16 protein-coding genes are annotated in these 20,691 nt (G+C 66.9%); 11 read left to right on the top strand and 5 right to left on the bottom strand.

Features of this window, described 5'->3' with window-relative positions; genetic code table 11:
- Positions 1 to 752: nucleoside-diphosphate sugar epimerase/dehydratase (locus AC1DOP_RS06630; RefSeq protein WP_477250551.1), on the bottom strand; the 752-nt coding region annotated here is incomplete at its 3' end.
- Positions 753 to 1,452: 700 nt separating this feature from the next.
- Positions 1,453 to 2,415 (bottom strand): N-acetylmuramoyl-L-alanine amidase-like domain-containing protein, encoded by a 963-nt coding sequence (locus tag AC1DOP_RS06625; RefSeq protein ID WP_477250549.1) that lies wholly within the window; start codon positions 2,413 to 2,415, stop codon positions 1,453 to 1,455.
- A gap of 228 nt (positions 2,416 to 2,643) precedes the next feature.
- On the opposite strand from AC1DOP_RS06625, the gene AC1DOP_RS06620 reads away from it, so the two are divergent.
- The 7 genes from AC1DOP_RS06620 to AC1DOP_RS06590 all read left to right on the top strand — a co-directional run bounded on the left by AC1DOP_RS06620 (position 2,644) and on the right by AC1DOP_RS06590 (position 9,367).
- On the top strand, positions 2,644 to 5,619 hold the full coding sequence (locus AC1DOP_RS06620; RefSeq protein WP_477250547.1) for a TonB-dependent receptor: 2,976 nt from the start codon (positions 2,644 to 2,646) through the stop codon (positions 5,617 to 5,619).
- 241 nt (positions 5,620 to 5,860) lie between these two features.
- Complete coding sequence (locus tag AC1DOP_RS06615; RefSeq protein WP_477250545.1) at positions 5,861 to 6,034, top strand: hypothetical protein; 174 nt, start codon at positions 5,861 to 5,863, stop codon at positions 6,032 to 6,034.
- Positions 6,035 to 6,053: 19 nt separating this feature from the next.
- Positions 6,054 to 6,230, top strand: coding sequence for a hypothetical protein (locus tag AC1DOP_RS06610; RefSeq protein WP_477250543.1), 177 nt, complete (start codon positions 6,054 to 6,056; stop codon positions 6,228 to 6,230).
- Between the two features lie 158 nt (positions 6,231 to 6,388).
- Positions 6,389 to 6,796 (top strand): LiaF transmembrane domain-containing protein, encoded by a 408-nt coding sequence (locus AC1DOP_RS06605; RefSeq protein ID WP_441933872.1) that lies wholly within the window; start codon positions 6,389 to 6,391, stop codon positions 6,794 to 6,796.
- Positions 6,786 to 7,508: a LiaI-LiaF-like domain-containing protein gene (locus tag AC1DOP_RS06600; protein WP_441933870.1), complete on the top strand. Its 723-nt coding sequence runs from the start codon at positions 6,786 to 6,788 to the stop codon at positions 7,506 to 7,508. The genes AC1DOP_RS06605 and AC1DOP_RS06600 overlap by 11 nt, the downstream gene beginning before the upstream one ends.
- 13 nt (positions 7,509 to 7,521) lie before the next feature.
- Positions 7,522 to 8,616: a sensor histidine kinase gene (locus AC1DOP_RS06595; RefSeq protein ID WP_441933868.1), complete on the top strand. Its 1,095-nt coding sequence runs from the start codon at positions 7,522 to 7,524 to the stop codon at positions 8,614 to 8,616.
- Between the two features lie 4 nt (positions 8,617 to 8,620).
- Complete coding sequence (locus AC1DOP_RS06590; protein WP_441933866.1) at positions 8,621 to 9,367, top strand: LytR/AlgR family response regulator transcription factor; 747 nt, start codon at positions 8,621 to 8,623, stop codon at positions 9,365 to 9,367.
- Here AC1DOP_RS06590 and AC1DOP_RS06585 read toward each other — a convergent pair.
- From AC1DOP_RS06585 to AC1DOP_RS06575, 3 genes are all read right to left on the bottom strand, one after another.
- Positions 9,364 to 11,634 carry an ATP-dependent DNA helicase gene (locus AC1DOP_RS06585; RefSeq protein ID WP_477250540.1) on the bottom strand — a complete coding sequence of 757 codons (2,271 nt, stop codon included), beginning with the start codon at positions 11,632 to 11,634 and terminating at the stop codon, positions 9,364 to 9,366. The genes AC1DOP_RS06590 and AC1DOP_RS06585 overlap by 4 nt on opposite strands.
- Positions 11,631 to 13,289 (bottom strand): VRR-NUC domain-containing protein, encoded by a 1,659-nt coding sequence (locus AC1DOP_RS06580; RefSeq protein ID WP_441933862.1) that lies wholly within the window; start codon positions 13,287 to 13,289, stop codon positions 11,631 to 11,633. Before AC1DOP_RS06580 ends, AC1DOP_RS06585 begins: the two co-directional genes overlap by 4 nt.
- Before the next feature lie 101 nt (positions 13,290 to 13,390).
- A complete protein-coding gene (locus AC1DOP_RS06575) occupies positions 13,391 to 14,113 on the bottom strand; it encodes a hypothetical protein (RefSeq protein ID WP_477250537.1) in 723 nt (240 codons plus the stop codon).
- A 56-nt stretch (positions 14,114 to 14,169) separates the two neighbouring features.
- On the opposite strand from AC1DOP_RS06575, the gene AC1DOP_RS06570 reads away from it, so the two are divergent.
- From AC1DOP_RS06570 to AC1DOP_RS06555, 4 genes are all read left to right on the top strand, one after another.
- Entirely contained in the window at positions 14,170 to 15,009 is an 840-nt protein-coding gene (locus tag AC1DOP_RS06570) for a M15 family metallopeptidase (RefSeq protein WP_477250535.1), read from the top strand.
- Between the two features lie 100 nt (positions 15,010 to 15,109).
- The gene (gene tssM, locus AC1DOP_RS06565; protein ID WP_477250533.1) at positions 15,110 to 18,826 is read left to right on the top strand and encodes a type VI secretion system membrane subunit TssM; all 3,717 of its coding nucleotides are present in this window, start codon (positions 15,110 to 15,112) and stop codon (positions 18,824 to 18,826) included.
- Positions 18,823 to 19,788 carry a type VI secretion system-associated protein TagF gene (gene tagF / locus AC1DOP_RS06560; RefSeq protein ID WP_477250531.1) on the top strand — a complete coding sequence of 322 codons (966 nt, stop codon included), beginning with the start codon at positions 18,823 to 18,825 and terminating at the stop codon, positions 19,786 to 19,788. Before tssM ends, tagF begins: the two co-directional genes overlap by 4 nt.
- Positions 19,785 to 20,567 (top strand): OmpA family protein, encoded by a 783-nt coding sequence (locus AC1DOP_RS06555; RefSeq protein WP_477250528.1) that lies wholly within the window; start codon positions 19,785 to 19,787, stop codon positions 20,565 to 20,567. Before tagF ends, AC1DOP_RS06555 begins: the two co-directional genes overlap by 4 nt.
- The last annotated feature ends 124 nt before the right edge of the window (positions 20,568 to 20,691 follow it).

Below are 20,691 nucleotides of genomic sequence, written 5' to 3'. Positions count from 1 at the left end.
AGGTCGGCATTGCATACCGAGCCGAGGTGGGCTTCGATGGGGATGTCGGGAAAGCGGGTGGCCAGCTCCTGGCGGATCGTGTAGAGCGCGAACTCGGAGTGGTCGAGCAGGTGCAGGCGGCTCGGCGCGACGGTCACGATCTGGCGGCACAGCTCGCTGCCGATGGAGCCGCCGGCGCCGGTCACGAGCACGGTCTTGCCGCGCACGCAGCGGGCGAACAGGTCGATACGCGGCGGCACCGGCGGCCGGCCGAGCAGGTCTTCGAACTTCAGTTCGCGGATGGTTTCACGCGGGCTGACCCTGTCGTCGACCAGGTCGACCAGGCGGATCAGGATCTTGGTGCTGACGCCGGCCTGGGCCAGGCGCTGCATGATGTCGCGCAGCCGTTCCGGCGATACCGAGGGCAGGGCCAGCACGATCGAGCGGATCGCCATCGCCTGCACGATCTCGGCCAGGCGGTCCGTATGGAAGACACGCAGGCCGGCGACGTTGCGCTCGCTCACGGCGTGCTTCTCATCGAAGAAGCAGACCGGGCGGTATTCGTCGCTGCCGCGCATGGCCTGGGCCAGCCGGGCGCCGGCTTCGCTGGCGCCGTAGATGGCGACCACTTCGGCGGCGCAGCGCTGCTGGGCATTCAGCTTTCGCAGGAAATTGCGCATACCGACCCGGGAAGCGACGACATAGGAAAACACGATAAACCAGTAAATCGCCAATGCGCTGCGCGGAAAGCGCTCCTCGTTAATCGCGAACATCACGATATAGGCGCATAAAATGGCGACCGCTAGTGCGAGTCCCGTAACGCCCAATAGACGCTGGTCAATGAATCGAATAACGGCGCGATAAAGATCGGAGACGGAAAATGCCGCAATCGTCACCACCGCAACCAGTACATAGGAGGCGGGGCCGAAATGGGAAGCAAGTTTCAGATCGCCGCCGCGTAACAGCATTGCGACCAGAAAGCAGAATGGCAGCGCGATCAGGTCGGCGCTGACCATCATGGCGATTTTCGTCCTGCGGTGCAGGGACACCATCCTGGCGCAAAGCTGGCTGACAAGGCCTTGATTTAGCTTGGGCATGATCTCGGAAAGGCTGCGTGGTTGCGGGTTATCTTTTTCTCGGGGATATCGCCAGGCTAAAAGGCGCTGTGTTTTGGATTTAATTTCTTATTACGCGGAAATAATTTCGGAAAGAATAAAAAATTCCGCTGTTTAGATTGCTTATTGCTGAGTAAATTTATTATCCGGTTCGCAAAGATTGACGGGTTTGACTGTGCTCAACCGGCATAAGGGAATTAAATCTTTCGCCGTTATTGTGAAAATGGGAAATTAATTCCTCAATTAAATTAATTTCTTGATTGCACAAATAGGAAAGAAATACGGAAGCGGAAAAGACAACGGGCCGCATGAAGCGGCCCGTGGAGGGGATGAGCGGCCCGCCGCAGCGGGTGGTGGATCAGGCGCCCGAACCGGGACGAGGCTGCGGCGCCATCGGCGGCACCACGATGTTGTCGTTCAGGCGCAGGAACTTGAAGCCGGCCAGCACCTGGCCGTTCTTGCCTTCCTTGCGGTTGCGTTCCTCGCGCGCCGCGGCGCGGGCGATGAAGGACTCGAAGGTCTCTTCGCGCACCTGGGGTTCGGACGAGTGCAGGAAGTGGCGCTCGCCGTTCGGGCCCAGCACCACCAGGCCGACGTGGGAAGCCCAGTACTCGCCGTTGCGGGTCGAGATCACGTTCACGAAATCGCCTTCCTGCAACTGGCCGGCGATCGCAGCCACCTGGTCTTTCGCCACATAGGCCTGGCGGCTGGTCTCGACCGGGATATTGCTCTCGGTGTGGTGGCGTGTCTTCAGGAAGCGTGCGCGGTCGACCGTCATCGAATACGCCGGTCCGGTGGGGCCGGCCAGCTCGGCGCTGATGTCGGTGACCAGCCAGCGGTTGGCCACGTTCCAGTCCATCTCGGTGTAGTGGTTGCGGGTGGCGACCCCGATCACGCCGTCGCGGTAGCGGATCCGCTGCAGCATCCAGAAGAACTCTTCCCACGACTGCGACAGCGCCATCGCGTAAGTGTGTTCCGCGAACACCACGCAGTCGCTGTGATCGAGGCTGAACATCGGCAGGTTGTCGTGCACTTCAAACGGAAATTCGCCGAGCAGGTTCAGGTCGTAGGGCTGGCCGACGTTCTTGCGGCCGATCGCCGCGATGCGCTTGCGCAGGTCGGGCTCGGCCTGGTGCACCCAGGCCACGTAGCGGCCCGCTTCGACCGGGCTCATCTGGTAGAGCTGCTTCTGCAGGATGGTCTCGATCGGCGCCGTGGCCTGCGGCTGGAGCGTGGCGGATTTCGCCGCGGTGGAGGGCGGCGCGGACGGGGTGGCGCAGCCGGCGAGGGCGGCGGCGAACAGCAGGCAGGCGTAACGCATGGAGTCTCCGGTAGCGGATGCAAAGCGCCACGCTACCGTGGCGGGCGTGTGTTTGCGAAATGAAAATTATGCGGGCGAGTATAACCCGCCGTTCTCACCCGACAGCAATCATTCCCTAGGGTTATGGATTCTCCAATACTAATCATTATTCAAAAGTTTCTTGCTCGTCAATACTGTGCGCGCGGCAGGGATACACCTGCCCTCGGAAAACTATTCAGGAGAGTGAGAATGTTCAAACAGAAGCCGCTCGCGGCCGCTGTATCGATGGCAGTGCTGGGTCTGGCTGCAATTCCCGCGCTGGCGCAGGACGCCTCGGCCGGCGCCACCACCATGCAGACCGTCGAAGTCACCGGCATTCGCGCCTCGATGGCGAAATCGCTGGCCGTCAAGCGCGATTCCGCCGCCAACGTCGAGGTGATCACCGCCGAGGACGTCGGCAAGATGCCGGACAAGAACCTGGCCGACTCGCTGCAGCGCCTGCCCGGCGTGGCGGTGCGCACCGACTACGACGAAGCGGAAAAGGTGTCGATGCGCGGTACCAACCCCGACATGTCGCTCATCATCTTCAACGGCCATACCGTCTCCGGCGGCGACTGGTACGTCGCCGACCAGGCATCGAGCAGCCGTTCGACCAGCCTGTCGCTGATGCCGTCCTCGGTGCTGAACCAGGCGCTGGTCTACAAGACCTCGCAGGCGAATATCGTCGATGGCGGCCTGGCCGGCACGATCAACGTCACCACCCGCAAGCCGCTGGCGCAGAAAGAGCGTTTCGGCGGCGTGATCAGCGGCGGCGCCAGCTACGCCGACCTGCCGGGCAAGAGCGCGCCCGACCTGAACGCGATGTTCAACTGGAAGAACGAGGCCGGCACCTTCGGCTTCATCGTCCAGGGCTTCGCCGAGAAGCGCTATGTTCGCCGCGATTCCGTCTCGCGCTTCGCCTATAGCGGCGGCAGCGGCTGGGACGTGATCAATACCTCGACCATGTTGGGCATCACCGACGAGTCGCTGAAGGGTAGCGGCTACAAGGCCGCCGACCTGAACGGCGTGCGTATCCCGGGTTCGATGAGCATGGAATTCGTCGAAGGCGTGCGCGACCGCAAGGGCGGCATGTTCTCGCTGCAGTTCAAGCCGAACCAGGACCTCGACGTGACCATGACCGGCTTCCATTCCGGCATGAATGCGAACAACTACGGCCGCCTGAACGCCGGCGCCATGTTCAGCATGCTGCTGGGCCGCGGCGGCCTGCAGGGCGGTGCCGCGCCGACCAATTCGAACGGCCAGCGCGTCTATGCGACGATCAAGAACCCGGTCATCGTCACCGAGACCACGATGTATGGCGACCAGCTGAAAGTGCTGAAGGCCGCCGACATCGTCTACGCGCCGGGCACCACTCCGCAGTACATCGGCGAGACCGAAGGCGCCTACCGCGACGGCGCGCGCGCCACCTCGGCCTTCCTCGACCTCGACGCCAAGTACCGCGTCAGCCAGGACCTGACCGTCAAGACCCTGCTGTCGACCACCAAGGGCGTCGGCAAGACCGGCCTCGACCAGGGCCTGACCTATTCGCGCTACGGCACCGGCGTGTCCTACCGCCTGGGCGAGGTCGACGAAGCGCCTTACGTGCAGTGGCTGGGCACCGGCCCGAACGTCCCCGGCCGCAACGCCGACGGCAGCGGCTACGTGCTGAGCGGCCGCGCAGCGTCCGGCATCGTCACCAACGACAAGGAGCACAGCGGCCAGATCGACGCCGAATACCGCCTCGACAAGGGCTGGGTGCAGTCGATCGAAACCGGCGCGCGTTTCTCCGACCACCACCGCGACAGCGCGCGCCGCTATCCGGCATTCCGCACCCCGCTGGACACCAGCACCATGGGCGTGACCTCGTTCATCCCGTATCCGTCCGACTTCGGCAACGGACTCGGCGGCCCGGCCGGCTGGGACAACACCAGCTGGACCATGAGCCCGGAAACGATGAAGGCCTATTTCGAGGCCAATACCAAGGCCACCACCGACCAGTGGGAGCGCCGCATCTCGTCCGAACTCGACATGCGCGAGCGCCAGACCGCGGCCTATGTGATGGCCAACCTGGAAGGCGAGCGCTGGTCGGGTAACGTCGGCGTGCGCTATGTCCGTACCCGCGTGAACGCGAACATCCCTATGCCGATCGGTATCGGGGTCTGCCAGCGCTCGGCCCCGGGCCAGGCGCCGATCCCGTGCCCGGGCTTCCCGAACGCGATCACGGACGTCGGCGAAGCGCAGCCGTACTACGACGACCAGACCAACAAGGACACCAAGTTCAACCCGCTGGCCGGCCTGATCTATTACAAGCTGGCGTCCGACCGCACCTTCACCAATGTGCTGCCGAGCCTGAACATCCGCTACGAGCTGAACAAGGACATGCTGGCCCGCTTCGGCGCCAGCAAGACCCTCGGCCGCCAGAACTACAACCTGTACGGCGCCGGTTACGGCACGCCGACCTGCAGCGACAACGGCTGCACGGTCACGGGCCCGAACCCGAACCTGAAGCCGATGACGGCAACCAACCTGGATGCGTCGTGGTCCTGGTTCTTCGCCAAGCGTTCGCTGGTGGCGGTCGACGTGTTCTACTCGAAGATCGACGGTTATGCGAAGACCGGCGTGGGCACCGACAGCATCGCCCTGGTCGACCCGAAGGATTCGCAGGTCAAGACCTTCCAGGTGCAGACCTCCTCGCAGCAGGGCGCACGCATCGCCGGCCTCGAGATCTCGTATGAGCAGCCGCTGTGGAACACCGGTTTCGGCTTCACCTCGAACGTGAGCCGCGCCAAGACCAAGGTCGACGACGGCCGTCCGATGGTCGGCGCTTCCGAGTGGGCGGCCAACCTGGGCGGCTACTTCGAGAATGACCGCCTGTCGGCGCGCCTGGTGGCGAACTACCGCAGCGAGTACGTGAACACCAGTACCGCGCCGGCCGCCAACGCCAACAGCCAGGGCCTGTCGAACATCAACGGCATCCTGATGCCGTCGGCGCCGACCATGGCGGCACCGGTGACCACGCTGGCCTTCAACGCCAGTTACACCATCACGCCGAACCTGGTGCTGACCTTCGATGCAACCAACCTGACCAACGTGCGCCGCGCGCAGTACCGTTACAGCGAGGAAGAGCAGCAGAAACTGGACGTCAGCGGCCGCCAGTACTACCTGAACCTGAAGTACAAGTTCTAAGGTTCGCTAATCCTGACGCAGCATGAAAAGGGGAGCTCCGGCTCCCCTTTTTTCGCCTAGGACCCGGCCGCATGCACAGTGTGCGTCACCTAACGGTGCGGGCGCGGGCGATTCGATAAGATGGAGGCGTTGAGTGAGGACGCCAGCGATCTTCCGCAGGACTTCAACCACCTCAACAGGTCAGCCGGTCGCCTCGAGGATCGGCACCAGATTCCACGCCTTTCGGGAAGCGAGGTAGCCCATGTCAATGCCAACGACGAGCCATCCACCGAAGCACCTCGTGCGCGAGTACCTCGAGCGCCGCACGAAGGAAAGCGCACCGCCGCCGACACCGGAAGAGATCCGGCGCCAGCTCGGCTGGGGCATGCTGATGGACTCGCGCGACGACGACAAGATGGGTTCGTCCCGTTCATGAGACATTACAGGAGAACAGCATGACCAAGAAAATCGGCAGCAAACACGTGGCCCAGCACCGCGGCAAGAAGGAACGTGCGGAGATCCGCAAGACCAATATCGCCCGCGAAGCGGTCAAGCAGGCCATCGCCAGGGCCAAGTACCGCAACCAGCAGAAGGGCCAGCCGACCATGGTCATGGCTTCGCCCACACCGTGACGGAACGCTGAATCCGGCGACCCGTCGCCATGCCCGCCCCGGCAACGCGGCGGGTTTTTTTTCGCCGTTCGCCGCCGTTTGTCCGCCATTCACCGAAAACCCCTTCCGCTGTCCGCGCCGTCCCGGTTATCTTGTCCTCATTCCAACCTGGAGGACATATGAACAGCGAAGCATCCTATCAACTGCGGCGCCAGGTCTTGTGGGGCCTGCTGCTGATCGGCCTCGGCGTGGCCTTCCTGCTCGACCAGTTCGACGTCTACGAGATCGACCACCTGTGGCATTACGCGCCGCTGCTGCTGGTCGTGGTCGGCATCAACCAGACCATCGGCTATCCGAGCGCGCGCGAATTCGTGGGCGGCCTGTGGACCGTCTTCATCGGCCTGTGGCTGTTCGCCGTGTTCGAGGGACTGTTCGGGCTGAACTGGTTCAACAGCTGGCCGCTGTTCATCATCGTCGGCGGCATCGGCATGGCCGTGAAGCCGATCGCCGAGCGCCGCTTCGGCGCCAATCCGGACCGCGGCCGCAACGGCTGCTTCGAGAAGCAGGGAGACCGCCATGGCCAATGAAACCACCCGTTCCAACTCGCGCGTCTCGGCCCAGGTCGTGATCGGCCTGCTGGTCGCGGCCTTCGGCGTGCTGTTCCTGCTCGATAACCTGAACATCATCTACCTGCGCCACGTGATCTTCTTCTGGCCGCTGGCCTTCATCGCCTCGGGCCTGGTGGCCCTGTGCAGCGACGGGCCGCGCAGCGGGCGCGTCACCGGCATCGTCCTGGTCGCGATCGGCGTGGCGATGCTGGGCAACCGCCTCGGCTACGAGTTCATCAGCTGGCGCACCTTCTGGCCGCTGGTGATGATCGCCATGGGCGGCCTGATCGTGTTCCGCACGCTCGGCGGCGGCCGCGTCGTGCATGTCGGCACCACTCCCTACACCAAGGACGACGCCAAGAGCGACAACGTGGTCGACATCACCGCCATCCTCGGCGGCTTCGAACGCCGCGTCAGCGCGCCCGACTTCCGCGGCGGCGAAATCACCGCGATCATGGGTGGCTGCGAGCTCGACCTGCGCGAAGCGACCCTGGCCACCGAAGCCGTGATCAACGTCTTCGCGGTCTGGGGAGGGATCACGATCAAGGTCCCGCCGGAATGGACCGTGATCCTGCACGGCACGCCGGTGATGGGCGGCTTCACGGAAAAGACCGCGCGGCCGCCCGACAACAGCAAGCGCCTGGTGGTGACCGGCTACGCCATCATGGGCGGCGTCGAGGTTCGCAACTGAAGGCGCACGCGGCATGCACGGGGTGATCTCGCGGTGGTATGCGGCGCTGCTCTACCTGCTGGCCTGGCTGATGCTGGGCCTGGCGACCAGCGCCTTGCTGGCCGCCGGCGGGGCGGGCTGGGGCGCCAGCCTGATGTTCGCGGTGCCGATGGCGATCGTGTATGCGAACGCCACCGCGTTCTCGGCCTACTACGTGTGCCGCGCCTACCCGATCGGCCAGAAGCACCCGGCCGCGATCGTCGGCGGCATCGGCGCCACGGCAAGCTGCGCGGCCCTGCTGTGGTGCGCGATCGGCTCGGCCTGGGCGGCACTGATACGCGCGCTGGCGCCGGCGGGGATGGCGATCGAACTGGATGCGGCGCGGCTGGCGACCATGTTCGCGCTGGGCGTGATCCTGTACGGGCTGGCGGCCGCCGTCAACTACCTGCTGATCGAAGCCGAGCGCGTGCGCCAGCTCGAGACCCGCGAGCTGGAGACGCGGTTGATGGCCCAGGACGCCGAGCTGCGCATGCTGCGCACCCAGGTCGACCCCCATTTCCTGTTCAACAGCCTGAATTCGATCAGCGCGCTGACCTCGATCGACCCAGCCGCGGCGCGCGCGATGACCTTGCGCCTGGCCGGCTTCTTCCGCCTCAGCCTGGGCCTGCACGCCGACCGCAAGGTGGCGCTGGACAGGGAGCTGGCCCTGGTGCGAGACTTCCTGGCGATCGAGCAGGTGCGCTTCGGCGAGCGCCTGCGCTTCGAGGCCGAGGTGAGCCCCGGGGCCGAGGCCTGCCTGGTGCCGCCGATGCTGCTGCAACCGCTGGTGGAGAACGCGGTCAAGCACGGCATCGGCCAGATGATCGAACCCGGCCTGGTGCGCATCAAGGCGGTGCGCGCCGGCTCGCTGCTGCGTATCGCCGTCGAGAACGACGTCGATCCGGACACGCCCTGCAGGAAGGGAATCGACACGGGCACCGGCACCGGCCTGGAGAACGTGAGGCGGCGCCTGGCGGCGGCCTATGGGATCGAAGCCAGCGTGCACTGGGGCAGGGAAGGGAATACATTCAGGGTCGAGCTGGCGCTGCCGGCCGAACCGGTCGAACTGAACGTGGAACAGGAGGCGTAGAAGCATGCGGGTGATCATCGTGGACGACGAGCTGCTGGCGCGGGCGGTGCTGCGCGAGTACCTGGAGACGGAAACAGGCGTCGAGATCGTCGGCGAATGCGCCAACGGTTTCGAGGCCGTCAAGGCGATCGCCGAACTGGCGCCGGACCTGGTCTTCCTCGATATCCAGATGCCCAAGCTGGACGGCTTCGAAGTGGTCGAGCTGGCGGGCGCGAAGAGCCAGTATGTGTTCGTCACCGCCTACGACCAGTTCGCGCTGCGCGCCTTCGAGGTGCATGCGCTCGACTACCTGCTCAAGCCTTTCACACGCGAACGTCTCGGGCAGGCGCTGGCGCATGCGCGCGAACGCATCGGCAGTCCGCAGGCCGGCGCCGCGGCGCGGGAGGCCGTCGCCGCCGCCTCCGAGGCCGCGCAGCGCCGCGTGCCGCTGGAGCGCATCCTGATCCGCGACGGTGCCCGCGTGCAGGTGATCCCGGCCGCGAGCATCGACTATATCGAGGCCCAGGACGACTACGTGCAGGTGGTCGCCGGCGGCAAGCCCTGGCTGAAGAGCCAGCGCCTGTCGGAGCTCGAGGAGCAGCTCGACCCCGGCGCCTTCCTGCGCGTGCATCGTTCCTACATCGTCAGCCTGGCGGCCATCGAGCGCATCGATGCGGTGGGCAAGGACAGTCACTGCGCGGTGCTGCGCGGCGGGGCGCGGATTCCGGTGAGCCGCAGCGGCTATCAAAAACTCAGGGAGTCGATGCGTTAGTTCGTGGTGTGGACATGCCACCAGCGCGGCAGCAGCTCCAGCACCTCGGGTCGCGCGAAGCGATCGTCGATCAGCCAGACCGTGCCCTGGTCCTGTTCGGTGCGGATCACGCGGCCGGCCGCCTGCACCACCTTCTGCAGGCCGGGATAGAGATAGGCGTAGTCGTAGCCGGCGCCGAACATGGCCTGCAGGCGTTCGCGCAGCTGTTCGTTGACCGGATTCACCTGGGGCAGGCCGAGGGTGGCGACGAAGGCGCCGATCAGGCGCGCCCCCGGCAGGTCGATGCCTTCGCCGAAGGCGCCGCCCAGCACCGCAAAACCGATGCCTTTGCTTTCGGACGTAAAGCGGTCCAGAAACGCAGTGCGTTCCAGCTCGCTCATGCGGCGCGACTGGTGCCAGGCCGGGATCTCCGAATGGCGCCGGGCCAGCATGTCGGCGGCCTGTTCGAGGTAGTCGAAGCTGCTGAAGAAGGCCAGGTAGTTGCCGGGATGTTGCGCGTACTGCTGCGCCATCAGGTCGGCGATCGGCGCCAGCGAGGCCTTGCGATGCTGGTAGCGCGTCGAGATCCCGCGCGCCACCTCGACCTTCAGCTGGCTGGCGACGAAGGGCGAGTCGACGTCGATCCAGGCCGTGTGCTCGGGCATGCCGAGCAGGTCGGCGAAATAATGCCAGGGACTCAGGGTGGCCGAGAACAGGGTGGTCGAATGGGCCAGTTCGAAGCGCGGCTTCAGGAAGGGCGCCGGCACCAGGTTGCGGATGGCGAGCACGGTGTCCCTTTGGTCAGCGCGCGTGAGGTCGAACATGGAGTGCTCGCCGAAGCTCTCGGCCAGGCGCAGGAACTGCAGGGCGTCGAAGTAGAACTCCTGCAGGGCCGGATCGAGCGCCGATCCCGCCATGTGTTCCGCGAGGTGCTCCGTGATTGCGCTGGTGGCGTTCTGCAGGCTGTCCAGCAGCTTCTGCGGGATGGCCTCCAATACCTGGTAGGGCAGGGGCGCGGACTTCCCCGCGTCAAGCCAGGCACGCCCGAGCTTTTCCAGCGGCTTCTGCACGCCGGCTGGGGCCACGGCACGGGCCGCGCGCAGGCTGCCGCGCGCCAGCGAGGCGCTGTACATGCCGCGCGCGCGCGAGACCAGGTTGTGGGCCTCGTCGGCCAGCACGCTGACCCGCCAGCCGCGTTCCAGCGCCAGCGCGTACAGCATGGCGCCGCCGTCGAACCAGTAGTTGTAGTCGCCGACGATCAGGTCGCTCCAGCGCGCCATCTCGCTGCCCAGGTAGTAGGGGCAGACATCGTGTTCGAGGCCGACGGTACGCAGGGCGTCGCGGTCCAGCAGCGGCGCGTCCAGGCATGCCGCGCGCGCGGCCGGCAGACGGTCGTAGAAGCCGCGCGCCAGCGGGCAGGATTCGCCGTGGCAGGCCTTGTCCGGATGCTCGCAGGCCTTGTCGCGCGCGGTCAGTTCCAGCACCCTCAAGGGCATCGTGGCGCCGGCTTTCAGCGTCGCCGCCGCATCCAGGGCAAGGCGGCGTCCCGGCGTCTTCGCGGCCAGGAACAGCAGCTTGTCGATGTTCTCCTTCGGCGCCGCCTTCAGGGCCGGGAACATGGTGCCGAGGGTCTTGCCGATGCCGGTCGGGGCCTGGGCCAGCAGGCAGCGCTTGGCGGCGTTGGCGCGGAACACGGCTTCGGCAAGCTGGCGCTGGCCCGGGCGGAAATCCGCGTGCGGAAAGCGCATGTTCGTGAGGGCCGCGTTGCGTCCTTCGCGGTGGCGCATCTCCTGTTCGGCCCAGGCGATGAAGCGGCCGCAATGGTCGTCGAAGATGGCTTTCAGCTCGGCGCGGGTGCGGGTCTCGCGCAGCACGGTCTCGTGCTGGTTGCCGATGTCGAAGTAGACCAGGGCCAGGTTCACCGCCTCCATGTCGAGCTGTTCGCACATCAGGTGGCCGTAGATGCGCAGCTGGGCCCAGTGCAGGTGGCGGTGGTTGTCGGGGATGCTGTCGAAGCGGCCGCGGAAGGTCTTCACCTCCTCGATCAGGTTCTGGTCGGTGTCGTAGCCGTCGGCGCGGCCGCGCACGTGCAGCAGGCCGTAGTCGCCCGCCAAGCCGACTTCGGCGCGGTAATGCTCGCCGCGCCGCGACGCCACCACGGCGTGGCCGGCGATGCCTTCGAGGGCGGTCGGCGAGGGCGTGAAGCGCAGGTCGAGGTCGCCCTGCTTGGCGGTGAACTCGCACAGCGCCCGCACCGCCACCGTGTATCCTTTCGCGGCAGCGGTCAAGCCGCCTCCTGCCACTGCAGGTAGCACACCGTGACCGGCATGCCGTGCTCGGCGCAGAAGTCGATCCAGCGCAGCTGGTTGTCCTGCAGGCGGTCGCCGGGACCCTTCACTTCGATCATGTCGTAGCGGCCTTCGCCCGGCCAGAACTGGATCAGGTCGGGGAAGCCGGTGCGGTTGTCCTTCACGTCCTGCAGGATGCGGCGGAACCACAGCTTCAGGTGGGCGGCCGGGATGCAGCGCAGCGCCAGTTCGATGATCTCGCGGTCGAGCCAGTCCCAGGCCACGAAGGGCGACTGGATGCCGGCCTTGTCTTCCCAGGTGGCGAGGATGGCGTCGACGTGGCTGCCGTCGTCCAGGCGCGCCAGGCAGGCCTCGAACTCGCGCGCGCGGCGCTGGTGGAAGTCGGGGCTGTACAGGTCGGCCGGACCGCGGTGGAAGGGGTGGAAGAAGGCGCCGGGAATCGCCGCGAACACCGCCGGCCAGCACAAGAGGCCGAACAGGGTATTCGCCAGCGTGTTCTCGACGTAGTAGACCGGCGCTTCGTCGCGGTGCAGGTGGCCCAGCACCACGCCCTCGACCCGCCATTCTCCACTCGGGACGGGCAGGTTCAGGTCCAGCCGCGCGGCCTTGCTGGTGCGCCGCGCCTTCGGCGTGACGTGGCCTAGCTTGCGCGCCAGGCGCGGGCCGATGCGCAGCAGGTGCTGGCGCTCGGCTTCGTTTTCCGGCGCCTCGTTCGCCTGGCAGAACAGGGCATAAGCCTGGTCGAACTTCTCGTCCTTCTCCAGCACGCGCATGGCGCGCGAGCGGGCGCCGGGGAAGCGGCAGCCGGCATAGACGGCGTGGGCGGCCTCCCAATCCTTGTCCTTCTCGAGCTGCTGGCCGAGGCGGTACAAGAGTTTTTCGCGGCGGCTGTCCAGCCAGTCGTTGCCGAAGCTGTGGCGTGGCACTTCCTGCACCAGCTCGCGCAATTCCGGGGAGCCCGGCTCCAGCGTCTCGAAGCGTTCGCGGCAGGCGTGCAGCTGCAGGTAATGTTCGATGTCCTGGCGCGAACGGAAGCCGCGCGAGGCTTCCGAAAATTCCACCTGCTCGTAGCGGAACAGGCCGAGGTCGGACAGCACGAACTCGGTCCAGTCCTGGTGCAGGTTGCCGAAGAAGAGCAGGCGCAGGCGGTCGCACAGCGCCTTCACGGCGATCGAAAACAGGGTGTCCTTCGAACCGGGATACCACTGCGAGAAGGGGCGCGCTTCGGCATGCCCGTCGCGCAGCGCTTCCAGCTGCTGGTCCTTGCGCGCCGCCTTCAGCGGCGCCGTCAAGCCGAAGGCCTCGACGATCTCGGGCTTGACCAGCAGTTCGAACAGCTCGGCGATGTCCAGCACCGGATCAAGGGCGATCCAGCCGGTCGGCAGCAGCGCCTCGGCGGCCGCGAGCGGGCAGCCGATCTCCGGATAGTTCATCTTCGAGGCGCGGAACAGGCTGCCCTTGCGCATCACCATGCGCACGAACAGGGCCTGGGAAGGGCGGGGCAGCTGGGCGAAGGCCTGGATGAAGGCTTGCTCGCCGTCGTCGAGCAGATCGGCGTAGCGCTGGGCGATCCAGTCGAGGACGCGCTGGAAATTATCCAGATAATAAAACTCGTTTTCCAGAACCCTGTTCATGTCGCACCATACTGTGGCTTTGTACAGTATAGCGACGCGGCATGACTTTACCCAGCCATTGTGTGGCTTTTTTACCGCGGCGTGCTCTTTTGCCAAGCTTGCTAAGGCTTGCTGGCGGCGTCCTCTGCTTCCTGGCGCTTGCTGGCGTGCTGGATGATGGCCGAGATCAGGGCGACGTCGGTATCGACCGCGTCCTGGGCCGGTTTGGCGGACGGCGCCTGGCGGCCGCGGCGCGTTTCGGCGTGGGCAGGCGCCCTGGCCGCCACGGTCCGCGGCGCCGGTTTGGCGGCGGCGTGGGCGGCCAGGCGTGGCGGATCGCGCTGGGCGTCGCGCGGGGCGATGCGTCCCGCGTGCTGCTGCGGCGGCAGCGTACGTACCGGGGCCGGCGCCGGCGCGTCGGTCACGGGCGCGGGGGCGACCTCGACGACGGTCGCGCCGCCGGCCGGCAGGGTCTCCGCCAAGGGTTCGGCGGCGCCTGTCCTTCCGGGCGCTGGGAGCGCCGGGGCAGGCGGCGCGGCGACGGTGGCGGCCGACTTGCCCTCCGCGCCGGCACCGGCCAGCGCGGCAGCGGTCGGGGAGGGCGCGCCGCCATCCCCCGCCAGCCAGGCCAGCGTGCCGACCAGGCCGACCACCAGCACGCCGGCGGTCCCGTACCAGAACAGGGCCGGCATGCGCCGCAGGCAGCGCAGCATGCGCTGCGGCAGTCCGGCTGACTCGTGGCGGTCGAGCATGGCGAGAATATTGATCTCGTTCGCCGAGCGCCGCGTCGAGGACATCAGGTTCGGACGCCGCGAGCCGGATTGATCTTCATCTGTAGGGCGCACCGTGTACCTCCTAAGATTGGACACCAATGCCAATTAGAAACAAACCGGAGAAGCGGATGCTGATCTTCCTCGCCCTTTTATATTTTTGTCTCGCTTGCAGCCTCATCTGGCTGGCCTGTTTCCCGTCCGGCCGCGCCTCCGTGCTCCAGTTCCTGGGCGGCCTGCAGCGCCGCATGCAGCTGCGCGCCGGCAGTTGGCGGGAGGAGGGCGCTGCCCGCCTGCGCGGCGCCGGACCGGGTCTGCGCTGGCGCTGGCGCGACGTGCGCGGCTGGATCCGCAAGCATCGCGCCCTCGTCGCCGTGGGCGTTCCGCTGGTGCTGGTGCCGCCGCTGGTGGCCTTGCTGATGCGCCGGCCGGATATGTTGCCGGGCTATGAGCCGCTAGATACCGTGGTCGACGCCCAGGTCGCGGCCCTCCTCAAGGGCGAGCAGCTGGTGCCGCCGGCCGCGCTGCCGCCGGTCGCCTTCACCACCCGCGAAGTCGAACTGCTGCGGCCGATGCTGGTCGACGCCAGCCGCAACTGGGGCCTGCTGCATCCCGACTTCAGCCAGCGCCTGCTGCTGGCCTTCCGCATCATGAAGGAAAAGTATGGCTACGAGATGGCGCTGCTCGAGGGCTACCGCAGCCCAACGCGCCAGGACATGCTGGCGAAGATGGGTTCGGCGGTGACGAATGCGCGCGCCTTCCAGAGCTGGCACCAGTACGGGCTGGCCGCCGATTGCGCGTTCTGGCGCGACGGCAAGCTGGTGATCTCGGAAAAGGATCCCTGGGCGATGCGCGGCTACCAGTTGTACGGCGAGGTGGCGGAATCCCTGGGACTGACCTGGGGCGGGCGCTGGGCCATGATGGACCTCGGCCATACCGAGCTGCGCCTGCGCGGGGTGATGCGGCGCTGACGATACGTGCTCTCGCGCCATTGTTTCAACTCAAGGATCGGCGCGGAAATAGTGCCAACATTCCCTGTGGCATTCTTTCAAACCCTGAACCGAACCCACTATGGCCCGACTCTGGCAGTTTCTTGGCAAGCGCCGCGTAATGGCCGTGATCGGCATCGCAGCGCTGGCCGCCTTCCTCTTCCTTGGCGCGGAATCCCTCGAAGTGGCGGCCATCTGGGCCGTGCTGTCCGGCCTGCTCCTGCTGGCGGCCTGGGGCATCTGGTGGCTCACGCGCAGCTGGCTGCGCAAGCGCGCCGCCGCCCGCCTGAGCGAGGCCATCGTCGCCCAGTCCGACAAGCCCCAGCGCGACGATGCCCAGCTGCTGCGCAAGGGCATGGTGGAGGCGATCAACACCATCAAGACCTCGAAGCTGGGGCTGACGCGCGGCGCCCAGGCCCTCTACGAGCTGCCCTGGTACATGATCATCGGGAACCCGGCGGCCGGCAAGAGCAGCGCCATCAAGCATTCGGGCCTGACTTTCCCCATCCCCGGCAGCAAGGCGGTGCAGGGCGTGGGCGGCACCCGCAACTGCGACTGGTTCTTTACCACCGACGGCATCCTGCTCGATACCGCCGGCCGCTATTCCGTCTACGAAGCCGACCGCGCCGAGTGGTTCAGCTTCCTCGACCTGCTGCGGCGCCACCGCCGGCGCGCGCCGATCAACGGCATCATCATCGCCGTCAGCGTCGCCGAGCTGGCCGGCGGCTCCTCCGAAGCCTCGATCGAGCTGGCCAAGAGCCTGCGCACGCGGGTCCAGGAACTCACCGAGCGCCTGGGCGTGCACGCGCCGGCGTACGTGGTGTTCACCAAGGCCGACCTGATCGCCGGCTTCGGCGACTTCTTCCACGACGCCGACCGCGCCGAGCGCGACCGCGTCTGGGGCGCGACCCAGCGCTACAACCGGCGCTCCACGCCGCAGGACGTGCTTGCCTTTTTTGACGCGCACTTCGACGAACTGTACGACGGCCTGAAGGAGATGAGCCTGGCCACCATGGCCGGCAACCGCAGTGCCGCCATGCGTCCCGGCGTATTCACCTTCCCGCTCGAATTCGCCTCGCTCAAGTCGCACCTGCGCGCCTTCCTCGCCACCCTGTTCGAAGAGAATACCTGGCAGTTCAAGCCGGTGATGCGCGGCTTCTACTTCACCAGCGCGCTGCAGGAGGGCATGGTCGAGAACCTGTCTTCACGGCGCGTCGCCAGCCGCTTCGACCTGCAATTGAAGGCGGGCGAACAAAAGGGCGCGCAGCAGGAGGAGCAGTCCGGCTTCTTCCTGCTCGAGCTGTTCCGCAAGGTGATCTTCGCCGACAGAGATCTGGTAAAGCGCTATACCAGCCCGGCCTCCGCGCGCCTGAAATACGCGGTCTTCTTCGCCGCCACCGTGATGCTGGGCTGTGCGCTGGGCGGCTGGAGCTGGTCCTATATGGGCAACCGCCAGCTGGTGGCCAATGTCCAGGCCGACCTCGACAAGGTCAGCAAGCTGCAGGCCCGCCGCGGCGACCTGCAGTCGCGCCTGGAGGCGCTCGACATCCTGCAGGACCGCATCGAACAGCTGGAAAAATACCGCGAGGACCAGCCCTCGGCGCTCTCCTTCGGCCTGTTTCAGGGCGGGACCCTGGAACGCAAGCTGCGCGACGAATACTTTGCCGGCGTGCGCGAAGTGATGGTGCAGCCGGTGGCCGGGGCGTTGGAGGCGCTGCTGGCCGAGATGAATGCCAACGCCTCCCAGCTCGATCCGAACGCGCAGGCGGCGCCCGCGGCGAAACCGGGCCAGCCCTACCAGGAGGTCTCGGCCACCAATGTCGGCGACGCCTACAACGCCTTGAAGACCTACCTGATGCTGGCCGATAAAAGCCGTGCCGAGCCCGGTCACCTGAACGACCAGCTGACCCGCTACTGGCGCGTGTGGCTGCAGGCCAACCGCGGCGCCATGCCGAAGGAGCAGATGATCCGCAGCGCCGAGCGCCTGATGACCTTCCACCTCTCGCATATTGGCGACCCGGCCTGGCCGCAGATCACGCCCAAGCTCAGCCTGCTGGACAGCGCGCGCGAGAACCTGCGCCGCGTGGTGCGCGGCACCCCGGCGCGCGAGCGCGTCTACGCCGACATCCGCACCCGCGCCGGGACGAGGTTCCCGGCGGTGACGGTGGCGCGCATCGTTGGCGAGCAGGACCAGTCCCTGGTGGTCGGCAGCCATGCGGTGCCCGGCGCCTTCACCCGCGACGCCTGGGAGAAGTTCGTGATCGGCGCGATCCGCGAAGCCTCGAACCGCGAGCTGCAGAGCACCGACTGGGTGCTCAAGACCGTCGCCAAGGACGACCTGACCCTGGAAGGCAGCCCGGAGCAGATCCAGAAGACCTTGATCGATCTCTACAAGGCCGACTATGCGCGCGAGTGGGCCAAGTTCGTGCAGGGCGTAACGATCGCCGACCTGAACGGCTTCGAGGCCAGCGTGCAGGCCATGAACCGCCTCGGCGACCCGCAGACCTCGCCGCTGGCCAAGGTCCTCAAGACGGTCTACGACGAGACCTCCTGGGACGATCCGGGCCAGGCGCGCGTCAACCAGGCCAAGCTCAAGCGCGGGCTGGCGGCCTGGTTCCGCGAAGTGATCCTGCGCCAGGCACCGAGCGAAGCGCGCCAGCTGGCCGACGCTGCGGGTCCGCTGCCTGTGGGCGCTGCGCCTGCCGCCGGGCCGGTCGGGCGCGAGTTCGCCGGCGTGGCGCGCCTGGTCGGCGTGAAGGAGAAAGACGCTTCGCTGATGACCGGTTACCTGGACGCGTTGTCGAAGCTGCGCTCCCGCCTGAACCAGCTGAAGAACCAGGGCGATCCCGGTCCCGGCGCCAAGCAGCTGATGCAGCAGACCCTGGAAGGCAACGGCTCCGAACTGGCCGACGCCCTCAAATACGTCGACGAGCAGATGCTGACCGGGATGACGGACGCGCAGAAGCAGATGCTGCGGCCGCTGCTGGTGCGGCCGCTGGTGCAGACCTTCGCGATGATCGTGCTGCCGTCCGAGTCCGAGATCAACAAGACCTGGCAGGCGCAGGTGGTCGAGCCCTTCCAGAAGAACCTGGCCGGCAAATCCCCGTTCTCGCCGGGCGCCCAGATGCAGGCGGGGCCGGGCGAGATCGGCCAGGTCTTCGGCCCGGAAGGCGCGGTCGCCAAGTTCGTCGCCACGACCATGGGCCCGCTGGTGGTGCGGCGCGGCGACGTGCTGTCCAGCCGCACCTGGGCCGACATCGGCGTCACCCTGGCGCCGCAGGTGGTGAGCGGCTTTCCGGGCTGGGTGGCGCCCTTGTCCGCCAACGGCGTGGCGTCCGGCGGCGGTCCGCAGACCGTGTTCCAGCTGCTGCCGATGACCGCGCCGGGCGTGACCGAGTACACCATCGAGATCGACGGCCAGCAGCTGCGCTACCGGAATACGCCCCCTAGCTGGGTGAACATGGTGCATCCGGGACCGCAGGGGGCGAGCGGGGCCAAGGTCAGCGCCGTGACCTTTGACGGGCGGACGGTCGAGCTGTTCAACGAGCCGGGCGAGCAAGGTTTGAACAAGCTGATGGCGGCCGCCGTCACGAAGAAGCTGGAGCGTGGCATGGGCGAGCTGCGCTGGACCTCTGGCAGCACGACGGTGGGGGTCACGCTCAAGCTGGTCAGCAGCGCTGCCAGCACCGGTGACGGCCAGGCCAGCCGCGGCTTTAGCGGCCTGCGCCTGCCCGACAGCGTAGTCGGCCGTGGTGCGGCAGGCGCCAGCAGCCCGCAACTGGCGGGAGCGGCCCAATGACGCGCACTGCCGCCTCGCCACGGATCGGCTACTTCGGCAAGATCCCGGCGCGCAGCGATTTCGTCAAGGTCGCCGATGACCAGCCGGTGCTGGGCATGCTCGACGAGTGGCTGGCCCAGGTCATGACCCGCCTGCCCAACGACGCGCGCTGGAAGCTGTATTACGACGCCTCGCCGCCGGTCAGCTTCGCCTTCGTCGGGCCGAGCCGGCGTCACGCGATCGCCGGTCACCTGGTGGCCAGCCACGACCGTTCCGGGCGCCGCTTTCCCTTCCTGACCATGCGCACCGTCGAGGTGCCCGATCCGGCGGCCTTCGTCGCGCGCTGCCCGCTGGCCTTCGGGCCCCTGTGGGACTTCCTGGGATCGATGGCTCCACGCGTGGTCGGCAGCGAGGACCCCGGCCCGCATCTGCATGCGATCGCCGATGCGACGGTCGGCCTCGGCGAATACGAGGCGCAACTGACCGACTTCCTGGCCATGGCGACGGTCAGCTCGCTGTCCGGGGAGCTGGAACTCGGGGCCAGCCGCCTGATCCTCGGCCTCGGCCTGCTGCTGCAGCCGGTCATGCACAGCCGGCCGGCGGCCCTGCAAAAAAGCCTGGTGCTGCCGCTGCCTTCGCGACTTGACGTCCGCTACCGGATCGCGGCCTTCTGGCTGGAGCTGGTGACACCCTTCATTCGCCGCACCGCCTTCGACCTGGTGCTGTTCGTCACCACGGTGGCCGAACGGCCGGCGCTGGTGATCGGCTTCGGCGGCGCCGCCGCCGAGACCCTGCACGGCATCGTCGACCCGCTCGCCGGCCGCGAGCAGCAGGTCCAGCTGACCGACAACGGCTGGATCGACGAGCAGCTGGGCATCGACATCGACGTGCGCGCGCTGGCCAGCTACCTCGAGCAGCCGATGCTGCCGCTGCGCCTGGCGCGCGAACTGTTCCTCAAGACTTTCATCGGAGCCGCCACGTGAAGCTCTTACCGACATTGCTGATTGCCGCCGCCGGCCTGGCTGCGGCGCCTGTCCTCGCCGATGGCACCGCCGCCTCTGCTGCCGCGGCCGCGCCGATCGTGGTATCCGGCACGGTCGCCGACGACGCCAGCAAGGCCGCGCTGCTGGCGCGCCTGCGTGCCGTCTACGGCGCCGAGCGCGTGGTCGACCAGCTGGCGGTGGGCCGGGTGTCGGCRCCGCCGAACTGGAACGAGCACGTCGCCCACCTGATCGGCCCGAACCTGAAGCTGGTCTCGCGCGGCCAGCTGCAGATCGACGGCACCAGCGTCAGCCTGCGCGGCGACGTCGCCAGCGAAGCGCAGAAGCAGCAGATCGCCAGCGAGCTGGCGCTCAATCTTGATCCCAGCTACACCGTCAACAACGGCCTGCGGGTGGCGGTGTCGGAGCAGGGCATGCTGGATGCTGCCTTGGCCGACCGCATCATCGAATTCGAATCGGGAAAAGCGACGCTGACCGACGCCGGCAAGCAGGTGCTCGACCAGATGAGCGTGGCCCTCTTGCGCCTGAAGGACAAGAAGGTGGAGGTAATCGGCCACACCGACAACGCCGGCTCGCGTGCCGGCAACCTCTCGCTCAGCCAGGCCCGCGCCGAGGCCGTGAAGGCCTACGCGGCCGGCCGCGGCGTGAACCCGGAGATGGTGTCTGTCTCCGGCGAAGGCCCGGACCGGCCGGTGGCCGACAACCGCACGCCGGAGGGGCGGGCCCGGAATCGGCGGATCGAGTTCAAGGTCGTGCAGTAATCCCCAGACCAAATTCGGGGTCAAATTCGGGGTCAGAGCACATTTTCGATCAATTGATCTGCTCACAAGCTCCGGCCACGCGCGCCCCAAGATAGCGATCTGTTGCGCGAACGCTTTCTCGAGA

This window comes from Massilia sp. 01N410, from assembly GCF_056399665.1.
Note: the sequence above shows the minus strand (reverse complement) of the source record. Positions and strands in the feature narration are given on the sequence as shown.